The sequence below is a fragment of the Bacillus sp. A260 genome, assembly GCF_009861435.1.
GTDB classification, from domain to species: Bacteria; Bacillota; Bacilli; order Bacillales; family Bacillaceae_G; genus Bacillus_A; species Bacillus_A cereus.
Window position 1 is genome coordinate 3,677,996 of record NZ_CP046398.1, and the last position, 26,691, is coordinate 3,704,686.

A 26,691-nucleotide genomic window follows, 5' to 3' on the forward strand; every position below is an offset into this window, starting at 1 on the left:
ACTATATCATACTGAAATATTACAATCAAGTCGAAAATGCGAACAATGTAAAACTTTCTTTTTTCATACTTGAATTCTAGTATTACCAACCTTCTTTTCTTTTAAGCAAAAAAGTAAATACAATTAATAGTTTTCCCAGAAAACACGCTTATGACACTTTTCACAAGCATCTTCTATCCATTGCACAAAAAAACTCTCCTCAATTGAGGAGAGTTTTTTATAAATTAGTTTGTTTTTAATTTAGCAAGTTCTTGTAGAAACTTGTCGTTTAGCACTTTAATGTATGTTCCTTTCATACCTAAAGAGCGAGACTCAATAACACCAGCACTTTCTAATTTACGTAGTGCATTTACGATTACAGAGCGAGTAATTCCTACGCGATCAGCAATTTTACTTGCAACAAGTAAACCTTCTGTTCCATTTAATTCTTCGAAGATATGCTCAATTGCTTCTAACTCACTGTAAGATAATGAGCTGATTGCCATTTGAACAACAGCTTTACTACGCGCTTCCTCTTCGATTTCTTCTGCTTTTTCACGTAAGATTTCCATACCTACAACAGTTGAGCTGTACTCAGCAAGGATTAAATCATCATCTAAGAACTCTTGACCAAGACGAGCTAATACTAATGTACCTAGACGCTCACCGCCACCAACGATTGGTACGATTGTAGTTAAACCTTGACCGAATAATTCTCTGTTTTCTACTGGGAATGCTGTGTAAGCACTGTTCACATCTAAGTTTGAAGATGTTTCTGTAATGTTGAATAAGCTTTGTGTATATTCTTCTGGGAATTGACGTTCTGCAAGCATTTGCTTCATGCGTTCGTTTTCGATTTGTTGGTGAATTGCATAACCTAGTAATTTACCACGACGGCTAACTACGAATACGTTTGCTTCGATTACTTCACACATTGTGTCAGACATTTCTCTAAAGTTTACAGGCTTCCCTGCTGCGCTCTGTAATAACGCATTTAATTTTCTCGTTTTTGCTAATAATTCCATTTCAAAAGTTCCTCCTACATGTTACTCACATATTTTTTCATCACTTGGAAACTAGGGCGAGTCACCTGATGACACTATTACAAAATAAACTGGCTCACATCTTTATTTTTAGCAATTGTTGCTAATTTCTCCTCAACGTATTGAGGTGTTATCGTTATTTTCTCTAACGTAATTTCAGATGCTTCAAACGATAAATCTTCAAGGAGCTTCTCCATAATCGTATGAAGTCTTCTTGCTCCAATATTATCTGTATCCTGATTAACTTGATAAGCAATCTCAGCAATCTTACGAATAGCTTCGTCTGAAAATTCAATTTCTATACCTTCAGTCGCTAATAATGCCATATATTGTTTAATTAACGCATTGTCAGGCTCGATTAATATTTTAACAAAATCGTCTGTCGATAATTTTGTTAATTCTACTCGAATCGGAAATCTCCCTTGCAATTCCGGAATTAAATCCGACGGTTTAGACATATGGAACGCTCCAGCTGCAACGAATAAAATATAATCCGTTTTTACTGATCCGTATTTTGTCGCAACATTCGACCCTTCTACAATTGGCAGAATGTCACGTTGCACACCTTCACGTGATACATCTACGCTATTCGACTGCTTACCAGCAATTTTGTCAATTTCATCGATAAAAATAATCCCGAGCTGTTCAGCACGATAAACAGCCTCTTGTGTAACTTCATCCATATCAATTAAGCGCTGTGCCTCTTCATTTGTCAAGAGTTTTCTTGCTTCTTTTACAGAAAGTTTACGTTTTTTCGTTTTTTTCGGCATAAAACTTCCTAGCGCATCTTGGAAATTCATTCCCATTTGTTCCATGCCAGTTCCTTGTAACATATCAAACATGGAAGACTGTTGTTCAGTCACTTCAATCGATACAATTTCTTCTTCAAGAAGCCCTGCAGCAAGCTTTCTCTCCACATCTTGACGTTTCTTTTCGATTTCAACATCTTCTTGTGTATCAGACGTTTGATTCGAATTTTGAGCGCCTCCAAAAAGCATCTCTAATGGATTTTTGAATCCAGATTGCTTCTCCGGACTCGGCACTAAAATTTCAACAAGACGTTGATTCGCTTGCTCTTCTGCTTTATCTTGAACTTTCACTACCATTTCTTCTTTTACGATACGAACCGATGTTTCCACCAAGTCACGTACCATCGACTCTACATCTCTACCCACATATCCAACTTCTGTGAATTTTGTAGCCTCAACCTTAATAAAAGGTGCTCCAACGAGTTTCGCCATTCGTCGTGCTACCTCTGTTTTCCCAACACCTGTCGGTCCAATCATTAAAATATTTTTAGGCGCAATTTCGTCACGTAAATTTTCAGCTAATTTACTGCGGCGATATCGATTTCTCAACGCTACAGCAACCGCTTTCTTTGCGTCTTTTTGACCGATGATGTATTGATCTAATTTTTCCACAATTTGGCGCGGAGTAAAATGTAAATGCATATAAAATGCCTCCCTTACGATTCTACAATTCTTCAACAATTATGTTGTGATTCGTATAAACACAAATATCGCCAGCAATCTCTAAACTCGCTTTCGCAATTTGCTTCGCTGTTAAGTGTTCACTTGCATATTGCTTTAAAGCACGACCTGCAGAAAGTGCATAATTCCCACCAGATCCAATTGCTAAAATACCATCATCCGGTTCAATCACTTCTCCTGTACCTGAAACAAGGAGCATAGTTGTTTTATCCATGACAATGAGCATCGCTTCTAGCTGACGTAACATTTTATCGCCACGCCATTGTTTTGCCATTTCAACAGCAGCACGCTGCAAGTTGCCATTATACTCTTCTAATTTCCCTTCAAACATTTCAAAAAGAGTAAATGCGTCAGCAACTGATCCTGCGAAACCAGCTAAAACTTTACCTTGGAAAAGTTTACGAACTTTACGAGCTGTATGTTTCATTACAACAGCATTTCCCATTGTCACTTGGCCATCTCCAGCCATTGCACATTCTCCATTATGATGAACTGCAAATATCGTTGTAGCGTGGAAATTTCCCATAGAAAAAACTCCTTTATTTGTTTTTATAGCTTTTAAAGCAATTTATGCCCGCGGGTGATGCTTCATGTAAACAGAACGCAATCTTTCTTTAGAGACATGCGTATAAATTTGTGTCGTCGACAAATTTTCATGGCCTAATAGCTCCTGTACAGTACGTAAATCCGCCCCTTCATCTAGCATATGTGTAGCAAATGTATGCCTTAACATATGGGGACTTATCCGCATTGTCAGCGAAGCCTTTTTAATGAGTTCATTTAAAACATAACGAACCCCACGACTTGTTAGCGGTGTACCTTTCGCATTTAAAAATACCATATGAGAATCTTCGTCAGTCTTATTAACTAACTGTTTTCTCCCATTCTCTATATAAGTAATTAAAGAATCTTGCGCATAGCTTCCGAACGGAATATACCTTTGTTTTTTTCCTTTTCCCATTACTAAAATTGTTCCCACCGCAAAGTCAATATCGGTAAGTTGTAAATTGACACATTCACTCACACGGATCCCAGTCGCATACATCAACTCTAATAAAGCTTGATTCCTTTGACCTAATGGCGTTTCCGTGTCAGAAACTTCAAATAATTCCTCTAACTCTTCAGCATATAAAAACTTTGGGATTGACAATTCTTTTTTGGGGAGTGACGCAAGTGCAAACGGATTATCCTTTCGATAACCTTCACGCATCAAAAAACGATATAAACTTCGTAAGCTTGATACTTTTCTTGCGACAGATTTACGGGCTAACTTTTCATCGTGCAACGTCGTTAAGTACAAACGAACATCCGCGTATGTAACGTCTAAAAAAGAGGATATGCCTTCTCGTTCCATAAATTGCACAAAATGTTCTAAATCATTTTGATAACTTGCAATTGTATATTTTGAATAATTTCTTTCAATTTGTAAATATCCAACGAATAATTGTAACAATTTCTTCACATTCACACAACTCACCTCAATAAAGGCTACTAAATCGTATCACAACTTAGTAGCCTTTGCAAGAAATTTAACTAAATATTTACAAAATTTCGAATCGTTTCTAAAGCGCGTGCTGCGTACGCTTCATTTCGTTCTACTTTCTTTTTAATCTTCTTCTCTAACGGTGCAAATAGACCGAAGTTCGCATTCATCGGCTGGAAGTTTTTAGCGTTCGTTGCCGTAATGTAATTTGCCATGCTACCCATCGCAGTTACTGGCGGTAATACAACTGGCTCTTCACCTTGCACAAGACGCGCAGCATTAATTCCTGCTAATAATCCTGATGCTGCTGATTCAACATATCCCTCTACTCCAGTCATTTGACCAGCGAAGAATAAATCATCACGTTGTTTATATTGATATGTTGGACGAAGCAAATTAGGTGAATTAATAAACGTATTACGATGCATTACACCATAACGTACAATCTCTGCATTTTCCAATCCCGGAATTAACTGTAGCACTTCTTTTTGCGGTCCCCACTTTAAATGAGTTTGGAAACCTACGATATTGTATAAAGTTCCCGCTGCATCATCTTGACGTAACTGAACAACAGCATATGGCGTTTTCCCTGTTTTGGGATCTTCCAATCCAACAGGTTTCATAGGTCCAAATACTAACGTCTGTCTCCCTCTACTTGCCATAACTTCTACTGGCATACAACCTTCAAAGAAAATTTCTTTTTCAAACTCTTTTAAAGGCACCGTCTCAGCAGCAATTAGAGCCTCATAAAAACGATCAAACTCTTCTTCTGTCATTGGGCAATTTAAATATGCAGCTTCACCTTTGTCATAACGCGATTTTAAATACACTTTATTCATGTCAATGCTGTCTTTTTCTACGATTGGGGCTGCAGCATCATAGAAGTAGAAATAATCTTCTCCTGTTAATTCTTTCAATTTTGCAGAAAGATCAGGAGATGTTAATGGACCTGTAGCAATAATTGTCGGTCCCTCTGGAATATCTGTAATTTCTTCATTCATCACAGTTACATTTGGATGGTTCTTTACGTATTCTGTTACTTTAGCTGCGAACTCATGACGATCTACAGCTAAAGCACCTCCAGCTGGTACAGAGCACTCATCCGCCGCACGAATAATTACAGAATCCATTAAGCGCATTTCCTCTTTAATAACTCCAACTGCATTTGTTAAAGTGTTTGCACGAAGTGAGTTACTACATACTAATTCAGCGAATTTATCTGTGTGATGAGCTGGCGTTTGCCTTACCGGTCTCATTTCATATAATCTAACTTGGACACCACGTTTTGCAATTTGGTAAGCTGCTTCACTTCCTGCAAGACCTGCGCCAATGACGTTTACTACTTGTGTTGTCATTTATATCACCTTTCCTTTTCTTCCCGAAAAAAATGTGAGCAGTTACGCTCACATTTGTTGTTCTTCTTCATAATCGCACGAAATACATTGTACTTGCACGCCTTTTTTCAACTTTTTCTCTACAAGCATGCCTTCGCACTTCGGACACTTACGACCAATTGGCTTATCCCAAGATACAAAGTCGCATTCCGGATACGTACCGCACCCATAGAAAAGACGTTTCTTTTTATTACTACGGCGTTCAATAATTTGACCCTTATCACACTTTGGACAAGTAACACCGATTTCTTTCACAATCGGCTTTGTATTACGACAATCTGGGAAATTCGAGCAAGCCATAAATTTCCCGTATTTACCCATTTTAAAGACCATTGGGTGATTACATAATTCACAATCTTCCCCAGCTGGTTCATCTTTAATTTCCACTTCACGCATTTCTTTTTCCGCTTTTTCTAAACGCGGTTCAAAACCTACGTAGAAATCATCAACAATTTTTACCCAATTCGCATTTCCTTCTTCTACTTCATCAAGGCTTTGCTCCATATTGGCAGTAAATTCAATGTTAATAATTTCTGGGAAAAACTCTAAAATAAGTTCAATTACTATTTCACCAAGTTCAGTCGGAACGAAGCGTTTATTATCCAAACCTACATACCCACGCTTTTGAATTGTTTCAAGTGTAGGTACATATGTTGACGGTCTTCCAATTCCAAGTTCTTCAAGTGTTCTTACTAGGCGAGCCTCTGTATAGCGCGGAGGAGGTTGTGTAAAATGTTGCTTTGGTTCTAAATCCTTTGAAAATACAGTTTCCCCTACTTCTAAAGGTGGCAACATCTTATCCTTTTCTTCAGCACCATCATCTTTTGACTCTACATACACTTTCATAAATCCTGGGAACTTTACAACCGATCCACTTGCACGGAACTGAACATTGTTATTAATGAGTCTCGCTGTCACAGTATCCATTATAGCAGACGCCATTTGACTTGCAACAAATCGCTCCCAAATCAATTTATATAATCGAAGTTGATCACGACCTAAGAAACTTTTTAGTTCCTCTGGCTTTCTCATTACTGAAGTAGGACGAATTGCCTCATGCGCATCTTGTGCATTTGACTTTTTCGTTTCTTTCTTCTTTTCTGTTCCTATGTATTCCGTACCATACGCTTCAGTGATGTAAGTACGAGCCTCTGTTTGAGCTGTTTCTGAGATACGTGTTGAATCAGTTCTCATATACGTAATAAGACCTACAGTTCCTTGTTTTCCAAGATCTATCCCTTCATACAATTGCTGTGCAAGCATCATTGTTTTCTTTGCTCGCATGTTTAACTTACGTGCTGCTTCTTGTTGCAAGGAAGATGTTGTAAACGGTAATGCAGGATTACGTTTTCGCTCTTTGCGCGTTACATTTTCAACTGAAAACGCATTGTCTTTCATCTGTTCAATTATTTCATTCACTTGCGTTTCATTTGTTAATTGAACTTTTTCACCATCTACACCGTAAAAGCTTGCTTCAAATGTGTCTTTTCCTTTTACAAATTCTGTTTTAATTGTCCAGAATTCTTCAGGTTCAAAGTTTTGAATTTCCCTTTCACGCTCGATGATTAAACGAACTGCTACAGATTGTACACGTCCTGCACTTAATCCTTTTTTTACTTTCTTCCATAATAAAGGACTAATATTGTAACCAACAAGACGATCAAGTATACGTCTTGCTTGTTGTGCATCCACTAAATCCATATTAATTGCACGAGGATGTTTAAATGATTCTTTGATTGCATCTTTCGTAATCTCATTAAACACAACCCGACAATCTGATTCAACGTCCACATTTAACGTATTCGCTAAATGCCAAGCAATCGCTTCCCCTTCACGGTCTGGATCGGCCGCGAGATAGACTTTCTTTGCTTTTTTCGCCGCTGATTTTAAATCTTTTAAGACGGGACCTTTACCACGAATGGTAATATACTTCGGGGTGAAGTTGTTCTTTACTTCTATCCCCATTTGACTTTTTGGCAAATCGCGAACATGTCCCATAGACGCGACAACTTTGTATTTTTTCCCTAAATATTTCTCAATGGTCTTCGCCTTAGAAGGCGACTCCACGATTACGAGGTAATCTGACATGCTAGTGCCTCCTTAAGAGGTGGATTCAAGTCTTCATTAATCTTATTGATTTCTCTTGTTTTTGTCAATCAAGAATGAATATACCATACAGTGCCAATCTACCATTTGTCAATAATTGTTTAATAAAAACATAAAAATATAAGGTTAATTTAAAATCTCTTCCAAGATATCTTCTGCATTTCTTACTAGTTTTGCTCCTTGCTGAATAAGATGATTCGTTCCCGATGCCCCCTCTACAAATATAGGTCCAGGAAGCGCAAACACCTCTCTATTTTGCTCTAACGCAAGGTCTGCAGTAATAAGTGTTCCACTTCTCGATTTCGCTTCTACAACTAAAACACCTTTACTTATACCACTAATAATCCGGTTCCTTTTTGGAAAATACCATTTTTTCGGTGCATATTGCGGCGGATACTCTGTCAATAACAATATATATTCCTTCCACATTTCATATAAATGTCTATTTTCTTTCGGATACATAAAAGACAATCCATGCCCTAATATCGCAATAGTCGGGCAATGATGCCTTACTGTAATCTCATGAGACATTGTATCTATCCCTTTTGCAAACCCACTGACAATAAGCCACTCTCTTTCTAATAAAGGGTGTAAAATAAACTTCAAACTCTCATGACCATATAATGATGGTTCTCTCGTTCCAACAACTGCTAATTTATTTACTTTATTCAGGAAATCTTTCTCTCCTTTTCCATATAAAACGAAGGGAGGGTCTTGTATTTCACGTAATAATTGCGGATAATCTTCATCCCATATCGTTATATAAAAAATACGATTTCTCTCTAAATAAGATATATATTGCGGAAGATTTGAATTTTGAAGAAATTTTACTAGTTCTGAAGATTTTTTCGAGGATATTCCAGTGTAGTGTTCCATTTGTTTTTCGTTAAAATTATATATGTTCTTTAATTCTGGATCGACATATAGTAGCCTCTCCATCGCTTTCCAATAATCTGCTAGCAAGTAATGAACATGTAATAATCTCTCTCTTTTCATCTTGATTCTCCTTACCCATAATTTTTATTATGTAAACAGAAAAAAGTGTAAAAAGACACCCTCAAGTAAGAAGGTGTCTTTCAACAGATTAATAGTTTTTACAAGTCTCAAATAAACCTTTTTCTTTTAAAACAGAGATTAGCGTTTCTCCCATAACTGCTGGAGTTTCAGCTACTTTAATGCCACAAGCTTCCATTGTTTTAATCTTTTCAGCAGCAGTTCCTTTACCGCCAGAAATGATTGCACCAGCATGGCCCATACGTTTGCCAGCAGGCGCTGTTTGACCACCAATGAAGCCTACGACAGGTTTTGTCATATTAGCTTTTACCCATTCAGCTGCCTCTTCTTCTGCTGTACCGCCGATTTCACCAATCATAATTACAGCATGTGTTTCTTCATCTTCATTAAATGCTTTTAACGCATCAATAAAGTCTGTACCGTTAACAGGGTCTCCGCCGATACCTACAGCAGTAGATTGGCCAATACCTTCTTGTGTTAACTGATGTACAGCTTCATAAGTTAATGTACCAGAGCGAGATACGATACCAACATGACCTTTTTTATGAATATATCCTGGCATAATACCAATCTTACATTCATCTGGTGTGATTACACCTGGGCAGTTTGGTCCAAGTAAACGTGTATGTTTACCCGCCATATATCTCTTTACGTTTACCATATCTAATACAGGAATCCCTTCAGTAATACATACTACTAAATCAATTTCTGCATCAACAGCTTCCATAATTGCATCTGCCGCAAAAGCGGGTGGAACGTATACAACTGAAGCGTTTGCGCCTGTTGCTTTCACTGCATCTTCTACTGTATCAAATACTGGTACACCTTCAATATCAGTGCCGCCCTTACCTGGTGTTACACCACCGACAATTTTCGTACCGTATTCAATCATTTGTTTTGTATGGAATAAACCTTGAGAACCTGTAATACCTTGAACAATAACTTTTGTATCTTTATTAACTAATACGCTCATTTTTCTCCCCCGCTTTCTATTAGCCCACTAGTGAAACAATTTTTTGTGCACCGTCTGCCATAGATTCTGCTGCAACAATATTTAAGCCAGACTCATTTAAAATTTTCTTACCTAGTTCTACGTTTGTGCCTTCAAGACGTACAACTAAAGGTAACTCAAGACCTACTTGTTTCGTTGCTTCAATAACACCTTCTGCAATAACATCACACTTCATAATGCCACCAAAAATGTTAACGAAGATACCTTTTACATTTTTGTCAGAAAGGATAATTTTGAATGCTTCTGTAACTTTTTCTGCAGTTGCACCGCCACCAACATCTAAGAAGTTAGCTGGGTCACCGTGGTAATGTTTAATGATATCCATTGTAGCCATCGCTAAACCTGCACCATTAACCATACAACCGATATTTCCATCTAAAGGAATGTAGTTTAAGTCGTATTTTGAAGCTTCAATTTCTTTTGAATCCTCTTCATCAAGATCACGAAGCTCTAAAATGTCTTTATGGCGATATAACGCATTAGAATCAAAGTTTAATTTTGCATCTAATGCCATAACTTTACCTTCGCCTGTTGTAACAAGTGGGTTAATCTCAGCGATAGAGCAATCTTTTTCGATAAACGCACGATATAAGCCCATCATAAACTTCACAGCTTGTCCTACAAGCTCTTTTGGAATATTGATGTTAAATGCAATTCGGCGCGCTTGGAAACCTTGCAAGCCTACTGCTGGATCAATATATTCTTTAAAGATTTTTTCAGGTGTTTTTTCTGCTACTTCTTCAATTTCTGTTCCGCCTTCTTCAGACGCCATTAAAACAACTTGAGAAGTTGCACGATCTAAAACTAGACCTACATAATATTCTTTTTTAATATCGCAACCTTCTTCGATAAGTAAGCGTTTTACTTCCTTACCTTCAGGACCTGTTTGATGTGTCACAAGTGTAGTTCCTAAAATGCTTTCTGCATATGTACGAACTTCATCTAAATTTTTCGCAACTTTTACTCCGCCAGCTTTGCCGCGTCCACCAGCGTGAATTTGTGCTTTCACTACACATACATCTGTTCCTAATTCTTTCGCTGCTTCTACAGCTTCTTCTACTGTAAACGCAACCTTCCCGTTCGGAACGCTAACCCCATAGCTTCTAAGGACTGCCTTACCTTGGTACTCATGGATATTCATGGTCCCATCCTCCCCTGTTTTCCTGTTTTACTCGAAAAGTTTTTTAATGTTTAAAAAACATTACATTGCCATTGTATAAGATGATTGGCACGCTGTCTACAATAAAGTGTCAGAAAACTGAAATCGCTTTATTCTTTTTCGAAAATAGTAATGTTTATATGCCAAAATAAAAAAATAAGCTGTATATTTACAGCTTATTTTTGAATCATATCTTTAATTGGTGCGAATGACTTGCGGTGTTCATCTAGTACTCCATGCACTTCAATTGCCTCTAAATGTTGCTTTGTGCCATATCCCATATGTTGCTCAAATCCATATTCAGGATACTTCTCTCCCAGTTCTTTCATCATACGATCTCTCGTTACTTTTGCTATAATGGATGCTGCTGAAATCGAAACACTTTTCGCATCACCTTTAATAATTGATGTTTGCGGAATTGGTGTAGGAAGCTTCATCGCATCAATTAATAAATGTTGAGGTGTACAAGATAAATTTGCAACTGCATCTAACATCGCTTGTTTCGTTGCTTGGTAAATATTAATGTCATCAATAACTTGCGGTGATACAATTCCTACTCCAATTGCAATTGCTTGTACTTTTATTTCATCATAAAAACGCTCACGTTTCGCTTCACTCAACTTTTTCGAGTCATTTAACCCTGGAATATAAAAATCCTCAGGAAGAACGACAGCTGCCGTCACAACAGGCCCAGCCAATGGCCCGCGCCCTACTTCATCAATACCCGCGATATATGTGACCCCTTTTTCACGCAAAGCATTTTCATACTTGGACATTTCAAAAAACTTCTCTTTTTCTTTCTGTTCTAACTCTTTTTGTTTATACCACTTCAAAACGAGCTTTTGAACACCTTTTCGATCATCTTTCATTAACAGCTGAAAGCGATCATCTTCTTCATTCATAATTTCTTTCAATACATTTTCCGCTTCTTTTATCGTCATAGTTTGCATTTATACAAGCTCCTTTTTAAACATATCCAAAAAGAAAAGACGCACAAACGCACGTCTTATACTTCTTCTATTTTTTCCACATCTTCCACTTGCTCTCCAAACTCTTCCGGTGTTTCAAACGTCATTTTTCCAAGTTTGCCACCACGAAGCTCACGAAGCACAAGCTCAGATGTCTTATCATAATCAATCATTCCGCCGCCCATTAAGCAGCCTCTATTTTTTCCAATTGCATCGAATAATTCCACAATATCTTCTGGAATCTCATTTAAATTATAGCGTTCTTTCAAGCGTTCTGGATAATGTTTCTCCATAAAACGTAATGCGTAAACAGCTACATCTTGTAAATTTAAAATTGAATCTTTAATTGCACCCGTTGTCGCTAAACGAAGACCCACTAATTGATCTTCAAATTTAGGCCACAGAATACCTGGTGTATCTAACAATTCCATTTCCTTCCCAACTTTAATCCATTGTTGAGCTGTTGTCACACCTGGACGATCTCCTGTTTTAGCAATATTTTTCTTTGCCAATTTATTAATCAATGTAGATTTACCAACATTTGGTATACCTACAATTAATGCACGAATCGCTCTCGGTCTAATACCTTTTGCAACCATTTTATCAAATTTTTCTTTAACAAGCACTTTACAAGCTGCTGCAATTTCCTTCATACCTTGTCCAGCTTGCGCGTTAATCGAAATTGCCATATGGCCTTTTTCTTTAAAATATGCGATCCATTGTTTTGTTAAACGATCATCCGCCATATCCGCTTTATTTAAAACAACAAGCCTTGGCTTATGTGTAATGATTTCATCAATCATTGGGTTTCGAGATGATAATGGTAATCGAGCATCTACAAGTTCAATTACAACATCAATTAATTTTAATTTCTCCGTTACTTGGCGTCTAGCCTTCGCCATATGCCCTGGAAACCATTGAATTACCATGTTGCCACCTTCTTTTTCATTTATTTCACAATACGTGCGTCTTCTAACGGCCAATATAACATATTAGCTTTACCAATTACTTGATCCATTGAAATCGTACCGATTGAACGGCTATCTTTACTAAAACGACGATTATCACCTAAAACAAATAATCGATCTTTTGGAACGGTTTTCTTGCCTGTCATTTCTTCAAGATTAAAATCATATGTAAGCGGTCCGTCAGCAATTTGCTTTTTCTGCTTGTCTAAATACGGCTCCTCATAAGCCTTTCCGTTAACATACAGTTTATCATTACGATACTCTATTTCATCGCCTGGCAGGCCTATAATGCGCTTAATGTAATCTTTATCTTCTGTTGCTCGAAATACGATAATATCAAAGCGTTTTGGATCTCCAATGTGATAACCAATTTTATTCACAATCATTCGATCACGATCATGTAAAGTAGGTGCCATCGATACCCCGTCTACGAGAATTGGCGCAAAGAAAAACTGTCTAATAACACCAGCTAATACAACAGCAATCAAAATTGCCTTAATCCATTCCCAAAGTGAACTCTTCTCTTTTTTCATGCATTTCCCCTCCACGGTTATGTAAACTGCTCGTATTATACCAAAATTTCATATAGATTGGAAAAAGGGAGCTTGTGCATTTACAAGCTCCCATACATGTCTTATCGAATTTCTTTAATACGTGCTTTTTTACCGCGAAGGTTACGTAAGTAGTATAACTTAGCACGACGTACTTTACCACGGCGAAGTACTTCGATTTTCGCGATTCTTGGCGTGTGAACTGGGAATGTACGCTCAACACCTACACCGTAAGAAATCTTACGAACTGTGAATGTTTCACTGATTCCGCCACCACGACGTTTAATTACAACACCTTCGAAAAGCTGAATTCTTTCACGAGTTCCCTCAACAACTTTTACGTGTACACGTAAAGTGTCACCAGGACGGAATGAAGGAAGGTCAGTTTTTAATTGGCCTTTTGTAATTTCTGCGATTAATTGTTGCATATTAAATTCTCTCCTTTAAACAGATGCTCTTATAAAGTCTTAATAAATTACAGCGGAACATCGTTAATACGGCTACTGATTTCAGTAGCACAAATGTTATAATAGCATATTACTAGGCCTGTTGCAATAGCAAATATATGAAGTTATTACTGCTCTCGCTTTATTTCCTCAAGCCATTTTTTCTCTTGTTTAGATAACTCTCTCTCATCTAACAAATCCGGTCTACGCGTATACGTTCGACGCAAAGATTCCTTATGTCGCCATTCATCAATGTTTTTATGATTCCCTGACATTAATACATCCGGTACCTTCATACCACGAAAATCAGCCGGACGTGTATAATGAGGATGCTCTAATAAACCTGTACTAAACGAATCCTCTACTTGTGAAGCATGATTTCCTAGCACACCTGGCAAGAGACGTACAACACTATCAGTAATAACCATAGAGGCTAATTCTCCGCCCGTTAATACATAGTCACCAATAGAAATCTCATCCGTTACGAGATGCTCACGAATTCGTTCGTCATACCCTTCATAATGCCCACATACGAAGATCAAATGTTCTTCCCCTGCAAGCTCTTCCGCTTTCTTCTGCGTAAATCTTTCGCCCTGCGGACACATTAAGACAACTCTAGGCTTACGCTCTGTCTCTTTCGTCAAATCTTCTACAGCATCAAAAATAGGCTGAGGAGTAAGCACCATACCAGCTCCTCCGCCGTAAGGATAATCGTCTACACTATTATGCTTACTTGTTGTATAATCACGAAAGTTAACAACACGAAGGTTTACCGCTTCTTTTTCTTGTGCCTTCTTTAATATAGAAGATCCAAATACACCGGTAAACATTTCTGGGAACAACGTTAAAATATCAATTTTCATTATAGCAGCCCTTCCATTACATGAATGGTTACTAATTTATTTTCAATATTAACTTGAAGTACAACGTCATCGATATAAGGAATTAAGAGATCTTGACCCTTCGGGCGTTTAATTACCCAAACATCATTTGCACCAGGAGATAGAATCTCTTTGATTGTCCCTAGCGCTTCTCCTTCTTCCGTTACAACACTGCAACCAATAATTTCATGATAGTAGTATTCACCTTCAGCAAGTTCACCTAACTGCTCTTCTGGTACTTTTATTAAAGAACCTTTAAACTTCTCTACTTCATCTACATTGTTATATCCTTCAAATGTTAATAAATCGAATGTCTTATGTTGGCGATGAGAAGTTACCTTCACCGGAAGGTAGTCTGTGCCTTTCTCATTCGATATGTATAACGTGTTTCCTACTTTATATCGCTCTTCTGGAAAATCAGTACGAGAAATAACACGGATTTCTCCTCTTACGCCATGAGTATTTACAATTTTCCCTACGTTAAACCATTTTGTCATAAATAGTATGTCACCCCTGGTTTCTATATAAATTAAGCATCTCCATTTCACAGATGGAACATGCACTCTCTATTTAAATGTTAAAAAAGGGAGAGGAATAACTCCTCGCCCTTTTTTACGTTTATTGAATTTCCAGTGTTACTTTTTCATCATTATGATGTCCCACTGAATACAAGAGCATTCGAATCGCTTTCGCAACTCTCCCTTGCTTTCCAATGACTTTTCCAACATCCTCAGGATGTACAGTTAATCGATACTTTATCTCTCCGTTGCAAAGTTCCTGTGTAACTTTTACATCTTCAGGATAATCGACAAGAGGCTTGACAATCGTCTCGACTAACTTCTTCATAGTCATTGCCTCAATTACTTACCTTGTTTAGATAAGTGGAATTTCTCCATGATACCTTGGTTAGAGAATAAGTTACGAACTGTATCAGATGGTTTAGCACCATTTCCTAACCATTTTAATGCTGCTTCTTCGTTGATCTTAACTTCAGCTGGTTGAGCAACTGGATTGTAAGTTCCGATTTCCTCAATGAAACGTCCGTCACGAGGAGAACGAGAATCTGCAACAACTACACGATAGAAAGGAGTTTTTTTAGCTCCCATACGTTTTAAACGAATTTTAACTGCCATTTATAAAGCACCTCCGAATTTATTTCACACAGATAATTATATTAGCAAAAAGACTATTGCTTTGTAAAGTATTTTTTCTTAACAGAGCCATCTTTTTTTCCTTACATGAATGGAAACTTCAATCCACCTAGTCCTTTTTTCTTACCTTTTTGCATTCCCGTCATCGTCTTCATCATTTTTTTCATGTCATCGAATTGTTTAATTAGACGATTGATTTCTTGTACAGTTGTACCGCTACCTTTGGCAATGCGCTTTTTGCGACTAGCATTGATTATTTCCGGTTGTTCTCGTTCTAATTTAGTCATAGAACGAATAATTGCCTCAATATGCCCAATTTGTTTTTCATCAACTTGTGCATTTTTCAGCCCTTTAATTTTATTTGCACCAGGAAGCATTCCTAACAATTCATCAAGCGGCCCAAGTTGACGCACTTGTCCAAGTTGTTCTAGGAAATCGTCAAGCGTAAACGAAAGCGTACGCATTTTTTGCTCAAGTTCTTTCGCTTTCTCTTCATCAACTGTAGCTTGCGCTTTTTCAATCAATGTTAAGACATCGCCCATCCCTAAAATACGGGATGCCATACGCTCTGGATGGAACGCTTCAATTGCATCTAGTTTTTCACCCATACCAGCAAATTTAATCGGCGTGTTTGTTACAGCCTTAATAGATAATGCAGCACCACCGCGCGTATCACCATCTAATTTCGTTAATACAACACCTGTTAAACCTAACTGTTCATGGAAACTTTGCGCAACATTTACCGCGTCTTGTCCCGTCATCGCATCGACAACAAGGAAAATTTCATCCGGTTTCGCAACTTCTTTAACTTTCGCTAATTCATCCATTAGTTCTTCATCAATATGCAGGCGACCCGCTGTATCGATTAAAACATAATCGTGATGATCTTCTTTTGCTTTTGCAATCGCTTGTTTCGCAATTTCAACAGGACTTACTTGATCTCCTAAAGAGAATACAGGCATGTCCAATTGCTTCCCTAATGTTTCAAGCTGTTTAATCGCTGCTGGACGGTAAATATCCGCTGCAACAAGCATCGGTTTACGGTTATGCTTTTTACGAAGCAAATTCGCAAGCTTACCTGTCGTCGTTGTTTTACCCGCACCTTGCAGACCAACCATCATAATAACAGTCGGTGGCTTATTAGCAACAGCAATTTTGCTTTGCTCTCCGCCCATAAGTTCTGTAAGTTCTTCCTGTACAACTTTAATTACTTGTTGTCCAGGTGTCAAACTTTTCATTACATCTTGTCCGACAGCACGTTCAGACACACGCTTCACAAAATCTTTTACTACTTTAAAGTTAACATCTGCTTCTAAAAGAGCTAGACGAACTTCTCTCATCATTTCTTTCACATCGGCTTCAGAAACTTTTCCTTTGCCGCGGATTTTTTGCATTGTCTGTTGAAGTCGGTCGGCTAATCCTTCAAATGCCATATTGCCGCCCTCCTAATCTAATTTTTCGATAGCTTCAACAACTTGTTTCATTTCTTCATTTACATGCTCTTCTTCGCTGATTAGCTGTTTTAGCTTTGCAACAAGTCGCTGTCGCTCTTGAAACTTTTGAAGTAATACTAATTTTTCTTCATATTCTTCAAGCATCGCTTCAGTCCGTTTAATGTTATCATACACGGCTTGGCGACTTACATCAAATTCTTCCGCAATTTCACCAAGAGATAAATCATCTAGATAATAAAGCGACATATAACTTCTTTGTTTTTGCGTTAACAACGATTGATAAAAATCAAATAAATAGTTCATTCTCGTTGTTTTTTCGAGCATGTTGGATCATCCTTTGTTAAGTGATTTCCCTTTACATGAATTAGTTTACATGTAGTCCAAAAGAGTGTCAAGTTTTTTTCTTAACATCATATATTTTTTATAGAAAAAGAAGCGGAAATACCGCTCCTTTCACTTATACTTCTTCTGTTTCTACTAAGTTCGCAAATAAACCATACACATATTGTTCTGGATCAAACTGTTGCAAGTCATCCATTTGCTCTCCTAATCCAACAAACTTCACTGGTACATCCATTTCGTTACGAATCGCTAATACAATACCACCTTTAGCAGTTCCATCTAACTTCGTTAAAACAATACCAGTTACATTCGTTGCTTCACGGAATGTTTTCGCTTGGCTTAAACCGTTTTGTCCTGTTGTTGCATCAATAACAAGTAATACTTCATGAGGAGCACCTGGTACTTCACGCTCAATTACACGCTTCACCTTCTCTAATTCTTTCATTAAATTTACTTTATTTTGCAAGCGTCCTGCTGTGTCACATAGTAATACATCTACCTTACGTGCTTTCGCAGCTTGTACAGCGTCATACATAACCGCCGCTGGATCAGATCCAGATCCTTGTTTAATCACTTCTACACCAACGCGATCGCCCCATACTTCTAATTGTTCAATCGCTCCAGCACGGAATGTGTCTCCTGCCGCTAATAGGACTGACTTACCTTCTGATTTAAACTTATGCGCCAGTTTACCAATTGTCGTCGTTTTTCCTACACCATTAACACCAACAAATAAAACAACCGTTAATTGGTCCTCTTGCATATTAATTTCGTTACTAAAATCGCTGTCGCCTTTGTAAATTCCTACTAGTTTTTCTGAAATAACAGCTTGTACTTCTTTTGGATCTTGAATGTTACGACGTTGTACTTCTTCTTTCAATTGGTCAATTAATTCCATTACCGTCGCAACGCCAACGTCTGCACCGATTAAGATCTCTTCTAACTCTTCGAAAAAATCTTCGTCCACTTTACGGTAACGATAAACTAAATCATTCACTTTATCCGCAAATGAATTTCTCGTTTTTTCTAATCCTTGTTTAAATTTCTCTGTAACTGTATCCGTTTGTTTTGAAATTTTTTCTTTTAGTTTTTTAAAAAAACTCATACTTTCCCATCCTTCCTATTCACTTGCAATAAGCTCTTCTCCGGCGTCTAAACGAACCGAAACAAGTTTAGATACCCCTGATTCTTGCATTGTTACACCGTACAACACATCAGACTCTTCCATTGTACCTTTTCTATGTGTAATTACAATAAACTGCGTCTCATTACTGAATTTCTTTAAATACTGTGCAAAACGAGCTACATTCGCCTCATCAAGGGCTGCCTCTACCTCATCTAGTACACAGAATGGTACTGGGCGTACTTTTAAAATACCAAATAAAAGCGCAATTGCTGTTAAAGCACGCTCTCCACCTGAAAGTAAACCTAAGTTCTGCAGTTTCTTCCCTGGCGGTTGTGCTACAATATCAATACCCGTATTTAGTAAATCCTCTGGATTAGTCATTACTAAATCCGCTCTACCGCCTCCAAATAATTCAGAGAATACCGATTGAAACTCCATTCTAATGCCTTCAAACGTAGTAGAAAAGCGTTTTTTCATTTCTTCATCCATTTCGGTAATAAGCTGGTGCAATGTCGCTTTCGCTTCTTCTAGGTCGTCTCTCTGCTCTAGTAAGAATGTATGACGCTCCGCTACACGTTCATATTCATCAATTGCCCCTAGGTTCACTGTACCTAACTCTTCTATAGATAATTTGATTAATTTTACTTTCTTACGCGCATCTTCTGCAGGCATTGTCATTGTATATTTTAGTTTTGCCGCTTCAAATGAAATCGTATATGTTTCACGTAAATGTTGTAATCTATTTTCCAACTCTACATCAAGTCGATTTATTCTCACTTCTTGATCTTTCAACATTTCAAGAATATATTTATGTTTACCTGTCGTTTCTTTCAAATTGCGCTCTAAATGTTCTACCCTCTCTTGCAACGATACACGTTGTTCACGACGAGAGCGAATTAATTCTGAAGTTTGATTACGATCATATGCTTTCTTCTCAATCATATTCGTAATTTGCTCTTCACCACTTGAATTAGATGTCATTTCTTGTTTTAAGAACGCTAAATCCTCTTTCGTTTTTACAAGTGTCGCATCCGTTTCTTCTTTTTCCTTCGTCAATCGTTCAACTTTTTCTTTTTGATTAAATAAGCGTTGTTGCTTTTCAGCTACCAGCACTTTTAACTCCGTCATTTCTTTTTGAACTTTTTCTTTCGAAGAATGTTGCTCACTTTTTTGTTTTGTTAAAGCTACAATTTTACTATCTAACTTAGTGATATCAGCTTGAAGATTCGTTAAAATCCCTTCTAACTCCTCTTTACGCCCTTGCATTTTTACTCGATCTTGTAAAAACCCTTCAATCTCTAAATCATAAATAGACAATCGATCATTAATACGATGTTCTTCTAATTCTAGACGATTAATCTCTTCTCTTAATTTCTGCTCATCTACACGATCTACTTCTACAGTTTGCCTTAGTTCGCGTATTTTCACTTCTTTTTCTTGAATCTCTTGTTTTACTGCTTTAAGAAAGTTTTCTAACTTCATTGTTTTTTCTTCCATATCAGTTAACTTGCGAGTCCACTCTTCCAGTTCACGTTGGCGTCCTAATAAAGAAGATTTCGCTTGCTTTACCGCCCCACCAGTCATAGAACCGCCAGGATTCACTACATCACCTTCGATTGTTACAATGCGATAACGGTATTGCAGTTGTTTCGCCAACTCATTTGCTCCGCGTAAATCTTTCGCAACAATAACCGTACCTAATAAATTTGAAACTACATTTTCATATTTATTGTTGTACTGCACAAGTTCTGCCGCCACACCTACAAACGATGGGTGTTGATTTGCAATGCGTAATTGCTCAAATGATAAAGACCTGCTTTTAATAACAGCTTGCGGTAAAAACGTTGCACGTCCATGTTTATTTTGCTTTAAAAATGCTATCGCATTACGAGCATGCTCCTCTGTTTGTACAACAATATGCTGCATCGCTGCACCTAGAGCAATTTCCATTGCAACTTCGTATTCTTTCGGTACCGTTAACAGTTCCGCAACAGCACCCTCGATACCTTGCAACCTATTTTCTCTAGCTTTCAATACTTCACGTACACCTTGATAGAATCCAGAATAATCTTCTTGCATCTCTTCAAGCATTTCTTTTCGAGAACGTGCCTGTTGCACAAATTGATATGCTTGATACAGTTTTGTTTCATTTTCACTATACTGCGTCTTACATTTCCCAAGCGCCGCCTCTGTCTTCTGTATGTTTGAGAGAATGCCAGCTACTTTTTCTTTCGCTTGTTCGTAACTTTCTACAAGTTTCGTCTTTTTCGCTGTAATTTCCATACGCATTTCTACATATTTCGCATTCTCTTCATCTAGACGCTCGTTTTTAGACGTTTGCTGTTTAGATTGTTCTTCAATCATAGATAATTCATTACGATGACTAGCTTGTTGATTTAAAAGCTCAATATAGTCACCTTTTAAATTCTCAATCTGTTCCTCTAAATTGTCAGCAAAAGTAGCAAGCAGTTGCTCATTATCATGCAATTTTTGCTCCAACTCTTTTACTTCATTCACAAATTGCATTAAAGCTTCTGTACTTGACTCAATCTCACCATCGTAACTTTTAGTTTTCTCTGTTAATTCAACAATTAACTGCTCAAGTTGCGCACAATGCGTCGTAGCATTTTGCTTTCTCTCTTTTAACAACTCGCGCTGCCCTTCAAGTTTTTCTAGCTCTTTACTAGAAAGAAGAAGTACTTCTTGCAACGAGTCTACAGACTCATCTACCGCTTGTAATTGTCCTCGTAATTCCTCAAGCTCTTCTTCACTTTTTTGTAAATTCGTTGACATTTTAGCTTCTTCGTTTTTATTATGCCCAAACTGATTTCGAAGCGCTTCCCATTTCTCGTGCAATTCTTCAATTTCATGGACAATAAGCGCAGCTTCTACTTTCTCTAATTCTTCTTTATTCTCAAGATAATCTTTCGCAATAGAAGCTTGTCTTTCTAAAGGTTCTACTTGACTACTTAATTCATGAATTATATCTTGTACACGATTTAAGTTTTCTTGTGTTTCTGCTAATTTCCCTTCAGCTTTCTTTTTGCGAAGTTTGTATTTTAGTACGCCTGCCGCTTCTTCAAATACACCTCGACGCTCTTCTGACTTACTACTTAAAATCTCTTCCACTTTCCCCTGGCTAATAATTGAAAAAGCTTCTCTTCCCATACCAGAGTCCATAAATAAATCGATAATATCTTTCAATCTACATGATTGTTTATTAATATAAAAATCACTATCACCTGAACGAGATACACGACGTGTTACACACACCTCATTGTATTCAATTGGTAAACGTTGATCTTCATTATTTAAAGTTATTGTTACTTCAGCAACATTAACCGCTCTCCTCGTATCACTGCCTGCAAAAATAATATCCTCCATCTTTGCACCACGTAATGATTTTGCAGATTGTTCACCAAGTACCCAGCGAATTGCATCAGTAATATTACTTTTCCCGCTTCCATTAGGTCCTACTACAGAAGTTACACCTGGGACAAAATCAACAGATACACGCTCAGCAAAAGACTTAAACCCTGCTATTTCTAATCTTTTTAAAAACACGAAAGGCCTTCCTCCTATTCTCCGTCGTTATAAATGTTCTCTATACAAAAACAAGTATTATACGGATTTACCTTCTTTTTCATTATAAACAAAAAGAAAGTTTCATTCTATGCACAAGGAATCCCCCTCATTCAAAGGGGGATTCCTTATAGTTGTTCTTTTAATTTTTTCAATGCTTCTGCAGCAGCTTGTTGCTCTGCTTCTTTTTTCGACTTACCACTACCAAGACCTAAAGCTACGTTATTTAACGTAACACGTGACACAAATTCTCGATTGTGAGCTGGTCCTTTTTCTTGCAAAATTTGATACTCAACATTGCCACTGCCATCACGCTGAATCAATTCTTGCAACTGACTCTTATAATCCATCACATGAGAAAAAGCACCCTCATTAATTTTCGGATATACAATTTCTTTTAAGAATTCCCAAACTGTTTCTAGCCCTTGATCAAGATAAAGGGCACCAATAAACGCTTCAAAGACATCCGCTAATAAAGCTGGTCGTTCACGTCCACCTGTCATTTCTTCACCTTTTCCTAATAAAACAAGGCTACCAAATGACAATTCGTTCGCAAAACGAACAAGAGATGGCTCACATACAATAGCTGCACGTAGTTTTGTTAACTCTCCTTCGCTCATTGTCGGATATTTTTGAAACAGATACTGCGATACAGTCAGTTCCAATACTGCATCTCCAAGAAATTCAAGACGCTCATTATCTTCATGCGGTTTTTTTCGATGCTCATTCACATACGATGAATGCGTAAATGCTTGAATCAATAATTTTTCATCTGTAAACGTAATACCTATCTTTTCTTGAAACACTTTAAATGCTTCACGATATTTTGTTTCGTATTTTTTTTCTCTATATTTTCGGTACGGCATAGGTCCCTCCAGATATAAGCCAGAAAGCCCCGCTAAAAAACGGGACTTCACTTAAGCATTATAGATGACTCTCTATGTAAGTCACAGCATCGCCAACAGTAGCAATCTTTTCAGCATCTTCATCAGAAATTTCCATTTCGAATTCATCTTCTAATTGCATTACAAGTTCTACTACATCTAGGGAGTCTGCTCCTAAATCTTCCTTGAAGCTTGCAGCTGGTACTACCTCAGTCTCTTCTACTCCTAAACGATCAACGATGATTTTTGTTACGCGCTCTAAAACATCTGCCATTCCATTCACCTCCCCTCAAATATTATATTAAATATTGACCAAAAAAACTAGGTGAAATCGATTCTTTTATTACATTACCATACCGCCATCAACATTTAACGTTTGACCTGTAACATATTTGCTTTGATCAGAAGCAAAAAACGTTACAGCATTCGCGATATCTTTCGCTTCACCAAATTGAGCAGCTGGAATAACTTTTAACATTTCGGCTTTAATATTCTCATCTAGTACATCCGTCATATCAGTCGCAATAAAGCCCGGCGCAATTGCATTCACTGTAATATTTCGATTTGCTAACTCTTTTGCAGATGTTTTTGTTAATCCAATAACACCCGCTTTAGCAGCAACATAGTTAGCTTGTCCTGGGTTTCCTATAACACCAACAACCGAAGCGATGTTTATAATTCTACCGTGACGTTGACGCATCATATAACGAGATACTGCTTTTGTACATAAGAATACACCTTTTAAGTTTGTATTAATAACTGTATCCCATTCTTCTTCTTTCATACGCATTAATAAATTATCTTTCGTTACACCAGCATTATTTACAAGAATATCAACTTGTCCAAATGTATCTACTGTTTGTTTCACCATATTTGTAACATCATCAGCATTTGCAACATCTGCTCTTACCGCAATTGCATCAGAACCTAATTTTTTAATTTCATCTACTACTTCATTTGCTTTTTGTTCATTACCAGCATAATTTACTACTACATTTGCCCCTTGTTTCGCTAAATCAATCGCAATCGCGCGACCAATTCCACGTGAAGCGCCAGTTACTAATGCTACCTTCCCTTTTAACATCAGTTTTCTCCTCTCAAATTTGAAATGGTATCTTTTAATGTCTCTTCATCGTATATCGCATATGCTTTTACTGATGAATCAATTGACTTCATAAGTCCAGCAAGTACTTTTCCAGGTCCAATTTCAATAAATGTATCTACTCCCTGGTTCACCATATATTCAATAGACGGGTACCATAATACAGGCGAATAAAGCTGTTCGATTAACTTTTCTTGAATGTCTGCACCACGTGTAATAACTTCCGCCGTAACATTTGCAATAACAGGAATATTCGTGTCATGAATTGTAATTTCATTTAAAACACTTTGGAACTTCTCAGCTGCCGGCTTCATAAGTGAAGAATGGAATGGCCCACTTACTTTTAGTGGAATCGCTCTCTTTGCACCATTTTCCTTCGCTCTTTGAGAAGCAACCTCTACGCCTTGCTTCGTTCCAGAAATCACAATTTGCTTCGTACTATTCATATTAGCGATTTGCACTGCATATCCTTCACTTGTTACTTCTTCTGTAACTTGTTTCAGCATATGTGGGTCAGCACCTAATATAGCTGCCATTGCGCCTTCCCCGCCCGGAACAGCTTCTTCCATATATTCGCCACGTTTCCTTACAGCATATACAGCATCTTCAAAAGTTAATGCACCAGCTGCTACAAGAGCACTATATTCACCTAAACTATGACCAGCGACAAAGTCAGGTGTAATGTCATACTCTTTCAAAGCTGTCAAAATAGCAAAACTCGTTGTTAATAATGCAGGCTGCGCATTTGTTGTTAATGTAAGCTTTTCCTGCGGTCCTTCAAAAATCACTTCTGAAAGTGAATCTTCCAACACCTCATCTGCTTTTGCAAACACTTTTGCAACCTCTTTATTATTCTCTGCTAATTGTTTACCCATTCCAACTGCCTGTGAACCTTGGCCCGGAAAAAGAAATGCTATTTTTCCCATTTCAAATCCTCCTCTTATTGGAGTGACTCTTTCTCCATTACGCTTGAAATCGTAGGAATTACTTCTTTCGCTACCATTTCTCTCGTTTGACGAATCGCACTAAATATCGACTGATCATTAGAAGAACCGTGAGCCTTAATGACAGGTGCTTTCAATCCAAATAATGCAGCTCCTCCATACTCCGAATAATCCATTTTATCTTTTAATACCATAAGTTTTGGCTTTAATACCGCCGCTGCTAATTTGCTCGTAAATGAACTCATTAACTGTTCTTTCAACATAGAGAATAGCGCAAGTGCTGTTCCCTCTAATGATTTCAACGCTACATTCCCTGTAAAACCATCACATACAACAACATCTGCTACACCTTGCAATAAATCTCTTGATTCAACGTTCCCCACGAAATTAATTGGCGCATCTTTAAGCATTGCAAATACTTGCTTTGAAAGCTCGTTTCCTTTTCCATCCTCTGTTCCAACGTTTAATAGTCCAACGCGAGGATTTTCAATTCCTCTTACCTTCTCAGCATAAACAGATCCCATTACTGCATATTGATATAAATGAATTGGTTTTGCATCAACATTTGCTCCAACATCTAACATAACAAAACCTTTTCCATCTACAGTTGGCATTGTAGGCGATAAAGCTGGTCTCTCAATTCCTTCCATACGACCGACTACAAATAATCCAGCTGCCATTAAAGCTCCTGTACTACCTGCGGATATACAAGCGTCTGCTTCTCCATCCTTTACTTGTTGTGCCGCAAGCACCATTGAAGCTTGTTTTTTTCGACGAACCGCTCTTACTGGTTCCTCCGTTGATTCTATTTTTTCGTCTGTATGAAGAATAGTAATTCGTTCATCACTCGTTAAGTATTGACGAATTTCCTCTTCTTTCCCTACTAACGTAATATGTAAATCAGAATATTCCTTAATAGCTTTCATTGCCCCTAATACTACAGCCTTTGGAGCGTGATCTCCGCCCATTGCATCTATTGCGATTTTCATAAGTTGTTACCTTCCTCACTATAATTACTAGATCGATACATTTCAAAAGTGCCTGTAAAAACAAGTTCTTCTCCAACGAAGCTACGCACTTTGACAACCGTCCGTCCTTTATCATTCTCTACATCTTCAACGCGCGCTTTTGCAACAACACGCTCTCCTAATTTTACAGGGCGAATGTATCGAATGGTAGACTTTGCAGTTAAAGCTAATTCTTCATCAATAACCGCAACAGCTAGTGAGTTTGCTTGCGCAAACAGATGATGCCCACGAGCGATTTGATTTCTTTTAAATACATGTTCTATCTTTACTTCAAAGATAGAGATTGCATGTCTATCTAATTCAATATCAATAATTTCTCCAACAACCTCTTCTAACGGTAAAGATTTCACATCTTCTTCATGTTGCTTTGTAGCTACATGTTTAATTCTCTCTCTTAATTCAGGAATAGACAATTCCATACGATCAAGTCGTACCGTTTGTATACTCACTTGAAATTTTTCCGCTAAATCTTCATCCGTAATAAAAGGATTTGATTCGATTGTTTGTTGTAATAACTCTTGTCTTTCTTTTTTACTTCTTCTTTTTTTCATACCGCACCATCCATTTTTATGACTAGGTACTAA

General features: G+C 37.6%; 27 protein-coding genes. All 27 read right to left on the minus strand.

What is annotated here, in order from left to right; genetic code table 11:
- Positions 1 to 224 precede the first annotated feature (224 nt).
- The gene (codY, locus tag GD442_RS18400; RefSeq protein ID WP_000421290.1) at positions 225 to 1,004 is read right to left on the minus strand and encodes a GTP-sensing pleiotropic transcriptional regulator CodY; all 780 of its coding nucleotides are present in this window, start codon (positions 1,002 to 1,004) and stop codon (positions 225 to 227) included.
- A 77-nt stretch (positions 1,005 to 1,081) separates the two neighbouring features.
- Positions 1,082 to 2,473: an ATP-dependent protease ATPase subunit HslU gene (gene hslU, locus GD442_RS18405; RefSeq protein ID WP_000550078.1), complete on the minus strand. Its 1,392-nt coding sequence runs from the start codon at positions 2,471 to 2,473 to the stop codon at positions 1,082 to 1,084.
- Between the two features lie 22 nt (positions 2,474 to 2,495).
- Entirely contained in the window at positions 2,496 to 3,038 is a 543-nt protein-coding gene (gene hslV, locus GD442_RS18410; protein ID WP_000526272.1) for an ATP-dependent protease proteolytic subunit HslV, read from the minus strand.
- 42 nt (positions 3,039 to 3,080) lie between these two features.
- The gene (gene xerC / locus GD442_RS18415; RefSeq protein ID WP_001101243.1) at positions 3,081 to 3,980 is read right to left on the minus strand and encodes a tyrosine recombinase XerC; all 900 of its coding nucleotides are present in this window, start codon (positions 3,978 to 3,980) and stop codon (positions 3,081 to 3,083) included.
- 65 nt (positions 3,981 to 4,045) lie between these two features.
- The gene (gene trmFO, locus GD442_RS18420) at positions 4,046 to 5,350 is read right to left on the minus strand and encodes an FADH(2)-oxidizing methylenetetrahydrofolate--tRNA-(uracil(54)-C(5))-methyltransferase TrmFO (RefSeq protein ID WP_000213003.1); all 1,305 of its coding nucleotides are present in this window, start codon (positions 5,348 to 5,350) and stop codon (positions 4,046 to 4,048) included.
- A 48-nt stretch (positions 5,351 to 5,398) separates the two neighbouring features.
- A complete protein-coding gene (topA, locus tag GD442_RS18425; protein WP_001286963.1) occupies positions 5,399 to 7,477 on the minus strand; it encodes a type I DNA topoisomerase in 2,079 nt (692 codons plus the stop codon).
- A 144-nt stretch (positions 7,478 to 7,621) separates the two neighbouring features.
- Positions 7,622 to 8,491: a DNA-processing protein DprA gene (dprA, locus tag GD442_RS18430; RefSeq protein ID WP_071741405.1), complete on the minus strand. Its 870-nt coding sequence runs from the start codon at positions 8,489 to 8,491 to the stop codon at positions 7,622 to 7,624.
- A gap of 88 nt (positions 8,492 to 8,579) precedes the next feature.
- Positions 8,580 to 9,482 carry a succinate--CoA ligase subunit alpha gene (gene sucD, locus GD442_RS18435; protein ID WP_000115178.1) on the minus strand — a complete coding sequence of 301 codons (903 nt, stop codon included), beginning with the start codon at positions 9,480 to 9,482 and terminating at the stop codon, positions 8,580 to 8,582.
- 19 nt (positions 9,483 to 9,501) lie between these two features.
- Positions 9,502 to 10,662, minus strand: a complete 1,161-nt coding sequence (sucC, locus tag GD442_RS18440) for an ADP-forming succinate--CoA ligase subunit beta (protein ID WP_001020791.1) — start codon at positions 10,660 to 10,662, stop codon at positions 9,502 to 9,504.
- Positions 10,663 to 10,856: 194 nt separating this feature from the next.
- Complete coding sequence (locus GD442_RS18445; RefSeq protein WP_001194265.1) at positions 10,857 to 11,630, minus strand: ribonuclease HII; 774 nt, start codon at positions 11,628 to 11,630, stop codon at positions 10,857 to 10,859.
- A 56-nt stretch (positions 11,631 to 11,686) separates the two neighbouring features.
- Positions 11,687 to 12,577: a ribosome biogenesis GTPase YlqF gene (gene ylqF / locus GD442_RS18450; protein WP_000236704.1), complete on the minus strand. Its 891-nt coding sequence runs from the start codon at positions 12,575 to 12,577 to the stop codon at positions 11,687 to 11,689.
- Between the two features lie 20 nt (positions 12,578 to 12,597).
- Complete coding sequence (gene lepB, locus GD442_RS18455; protein ID WP_098213875.1) at positions 12,598 to 13,149, minus strand: signal peptidase I; 552 nt, start codon at positions 13,147 to 13,149, stop codon at positions 12,598 to 12,600.
- 101 nt (positions 13,150 to 13,250) lie between these two features.
- On the minus strand, positions 13,251 to 13,595 hold the full coding sequence (gene rplS, locus GD442_RS18460; protein ID WP_001186516.1) for a 50S ribosomal protein L19: 345 nt from the start codon (positions 13,593 to 13,595) through the stop codon (positions 13,251 to 13,253).
- A 146-nt stretch (positions 13,596 to 13,741) separates the two neighbouring features.
- Positions 13,742 to 14,476: a tRNA (guanosine(37)-N1)-methyltransferase TrmD gene (trmD, locus tag GD442_RS18465; RefSeq protein ID WP_086400993.1), complete on the minus strand. Its 735-nt coding sequence runs from the start codon at positions 14,474 to 14,476 to the stop codon at positions 13,742 to 13,744.
- A complete protein-coding gene (rimM, locus tag GD442_RS18470) occupies positions 14,476 to 14,991 on the minus strand; it encodes a ribosome maturation factor RimM (RefSeq protein ID WP_000170278.1) in 516 nt (171 codons plus the stop codon). Before rimM ends, trmD begins: the two co-directional genes overlap by 1 nt.
- A 121-nt stretch (positions 14,992 to 15,112) precedes the next feature.
- Entirely contained in the window at positions 15,113 to 15,340 is a 228-nt protein-coding gene (locus tag GD442_RS18475; protein WP_000737401.1) for a KH domain-containing protein, read from the minus strand.
- Positions 15,341 to 15,354: 14 nt separating this feature from the next.
- Entirely contained in the window at positions 15,355 to 15,627 is a 273-nt protein-coding gene (gene rpsP / locus GD442_RS18480; protein ID WP_000268750.1) for a 30S ribosomal protein S16, read from the minus strand.
- A 101-nt stretch (positions 15,628 to 15,728) separates the two neighbouring features.
- Complete coding sequence (gene ffh / locus GD442_RS18485) at positions 15,729 to 17,078, minus strand: signal recognition particle protein (RefSeq protein WP_000863460.1); 1,350 nt, start codon at positions 17,076 to 17,078, stop codon at positions 15,729 to 15,731.
- Positions 17,079 to 17,090: 12 nt separating this feature from the next.
- The gene (locus GD442_RS18490; RefSeq protein ID WP_000891062.1) at positions 17,091 to 17,423 is read right to left on the minus strand and encodes a putative DNA-binding protein; all 333 of its coding nucleotides are present in this window, start codon (positions 17,421 to 17,423) and stop codon (positions 17,091 to 17,093) included.
- 133 nt (positions 17,424 to 17,556) lie between these two features.
- Positions 17,557 to 18,546, minus strand: coding sequence for a signal recognition particle-docking protein FtsY (gene ftsY / locus GD442_RS18495; protein WP_000007655.1), 990 nt, complete (start codon positions 18,544 to 18,546; stop codon positions 17,557 to 17,559).
- Positions 18,547 to 18,561: 15 nt separating this feature from the next.
- On the minus strand, positions 18,562 to 22,131 hold the full coding sequence (smc, locus tag GD442_RS18500) for a chromosome segregation protein SMC (protein ID WP_159365140.1): 3,570 nt from the start codon (positions 22,129 to 22,131) through the stop codon (positions 18,562 to 18,564).
- A 146-nt stretch (positions 22,132 to 22,277) separates the two neighbouring features.
- Positions 22,278 to 23,015 (minus strand): ribonuclease III, encoded by a 738-nt coding sequence (gene rncS, locus GD442_RS18505; RefSeq protein WP_001146875.1) that lies wholly within the window; start codon positions 23,013 to 23,015, stop codon positions 22,278 to 22,280.
- Positions 23,016 to 23,073: 58 nt separating this feature from the next.
- On the minus strand, positions 23,074 to 23,307 hold the full coding sequence (gene acpP / locus GD442_RS18510) for an acyl carrier protein (RefSeq protein WP_000786062.1): 234 nt from the start codon (positions 23,305 to 23,307) through the stop codon (positions 23,074 to 23,076).
- A 69-nt stretch (positions 23,308 to 23,376) separates the two neighbouring features.
- Positions 23,377 to 24,117 (minus strand): 3-oxoacyl-[acyl-carrier-protein] reductase, encoded by a 741-nt coding sequence (gene fabG, locus GD442_RS18515; RefSeq protein ID WP_098213874.1) that lies wholly within the window; start codon positions 24,115 to 24,117, stop codon positions 23,377 to 23,379.
- A complete protein-coding gene (gene fabD, locus GD442_RS18520; protein ID WP_000515899.1) occupies positions 24,117 to 25,061 on the minus strand; it encodes an ACP S-malonyltransferase in 945 nt (314 codons plus the stop codon). Before fabD ends, fabG begins: the two co-directional genes overlap by 1 nt.
- A gap of 14 nt (positions 25,062 to 25,075) precedes the next feature.
- Positions 25,076 to 26,068 carry a phosphate acyltransferase PlsX gene (gene plsX, locus GD442_RS18525; RefSeq protein ID WP_000684100.1) on the minus strand — a complete coding sequence of 331 codons (993 nt, stop codon included), beginning with the start codon at positions 26,066 to 26,068 and terminating at the stop codon, positions 25,076 to 25,078.
- Positions 26,065 to 26,658, minus strand: a complete 594-nt coding sequence (gene fapR / locus GD442_RS18530) for a transcription factor FapR (protein ID WP_000747348.1) — start codon at positions 26,656 to 26,658, stop codon at positions 26,065 to 26,067. The genes plsX and fapR overlap by 4 nt, the downstream gene beginning before the upstream one ends.
- Positions 26,659 to 26,691 lie beyond the last annotated feature (33 nt).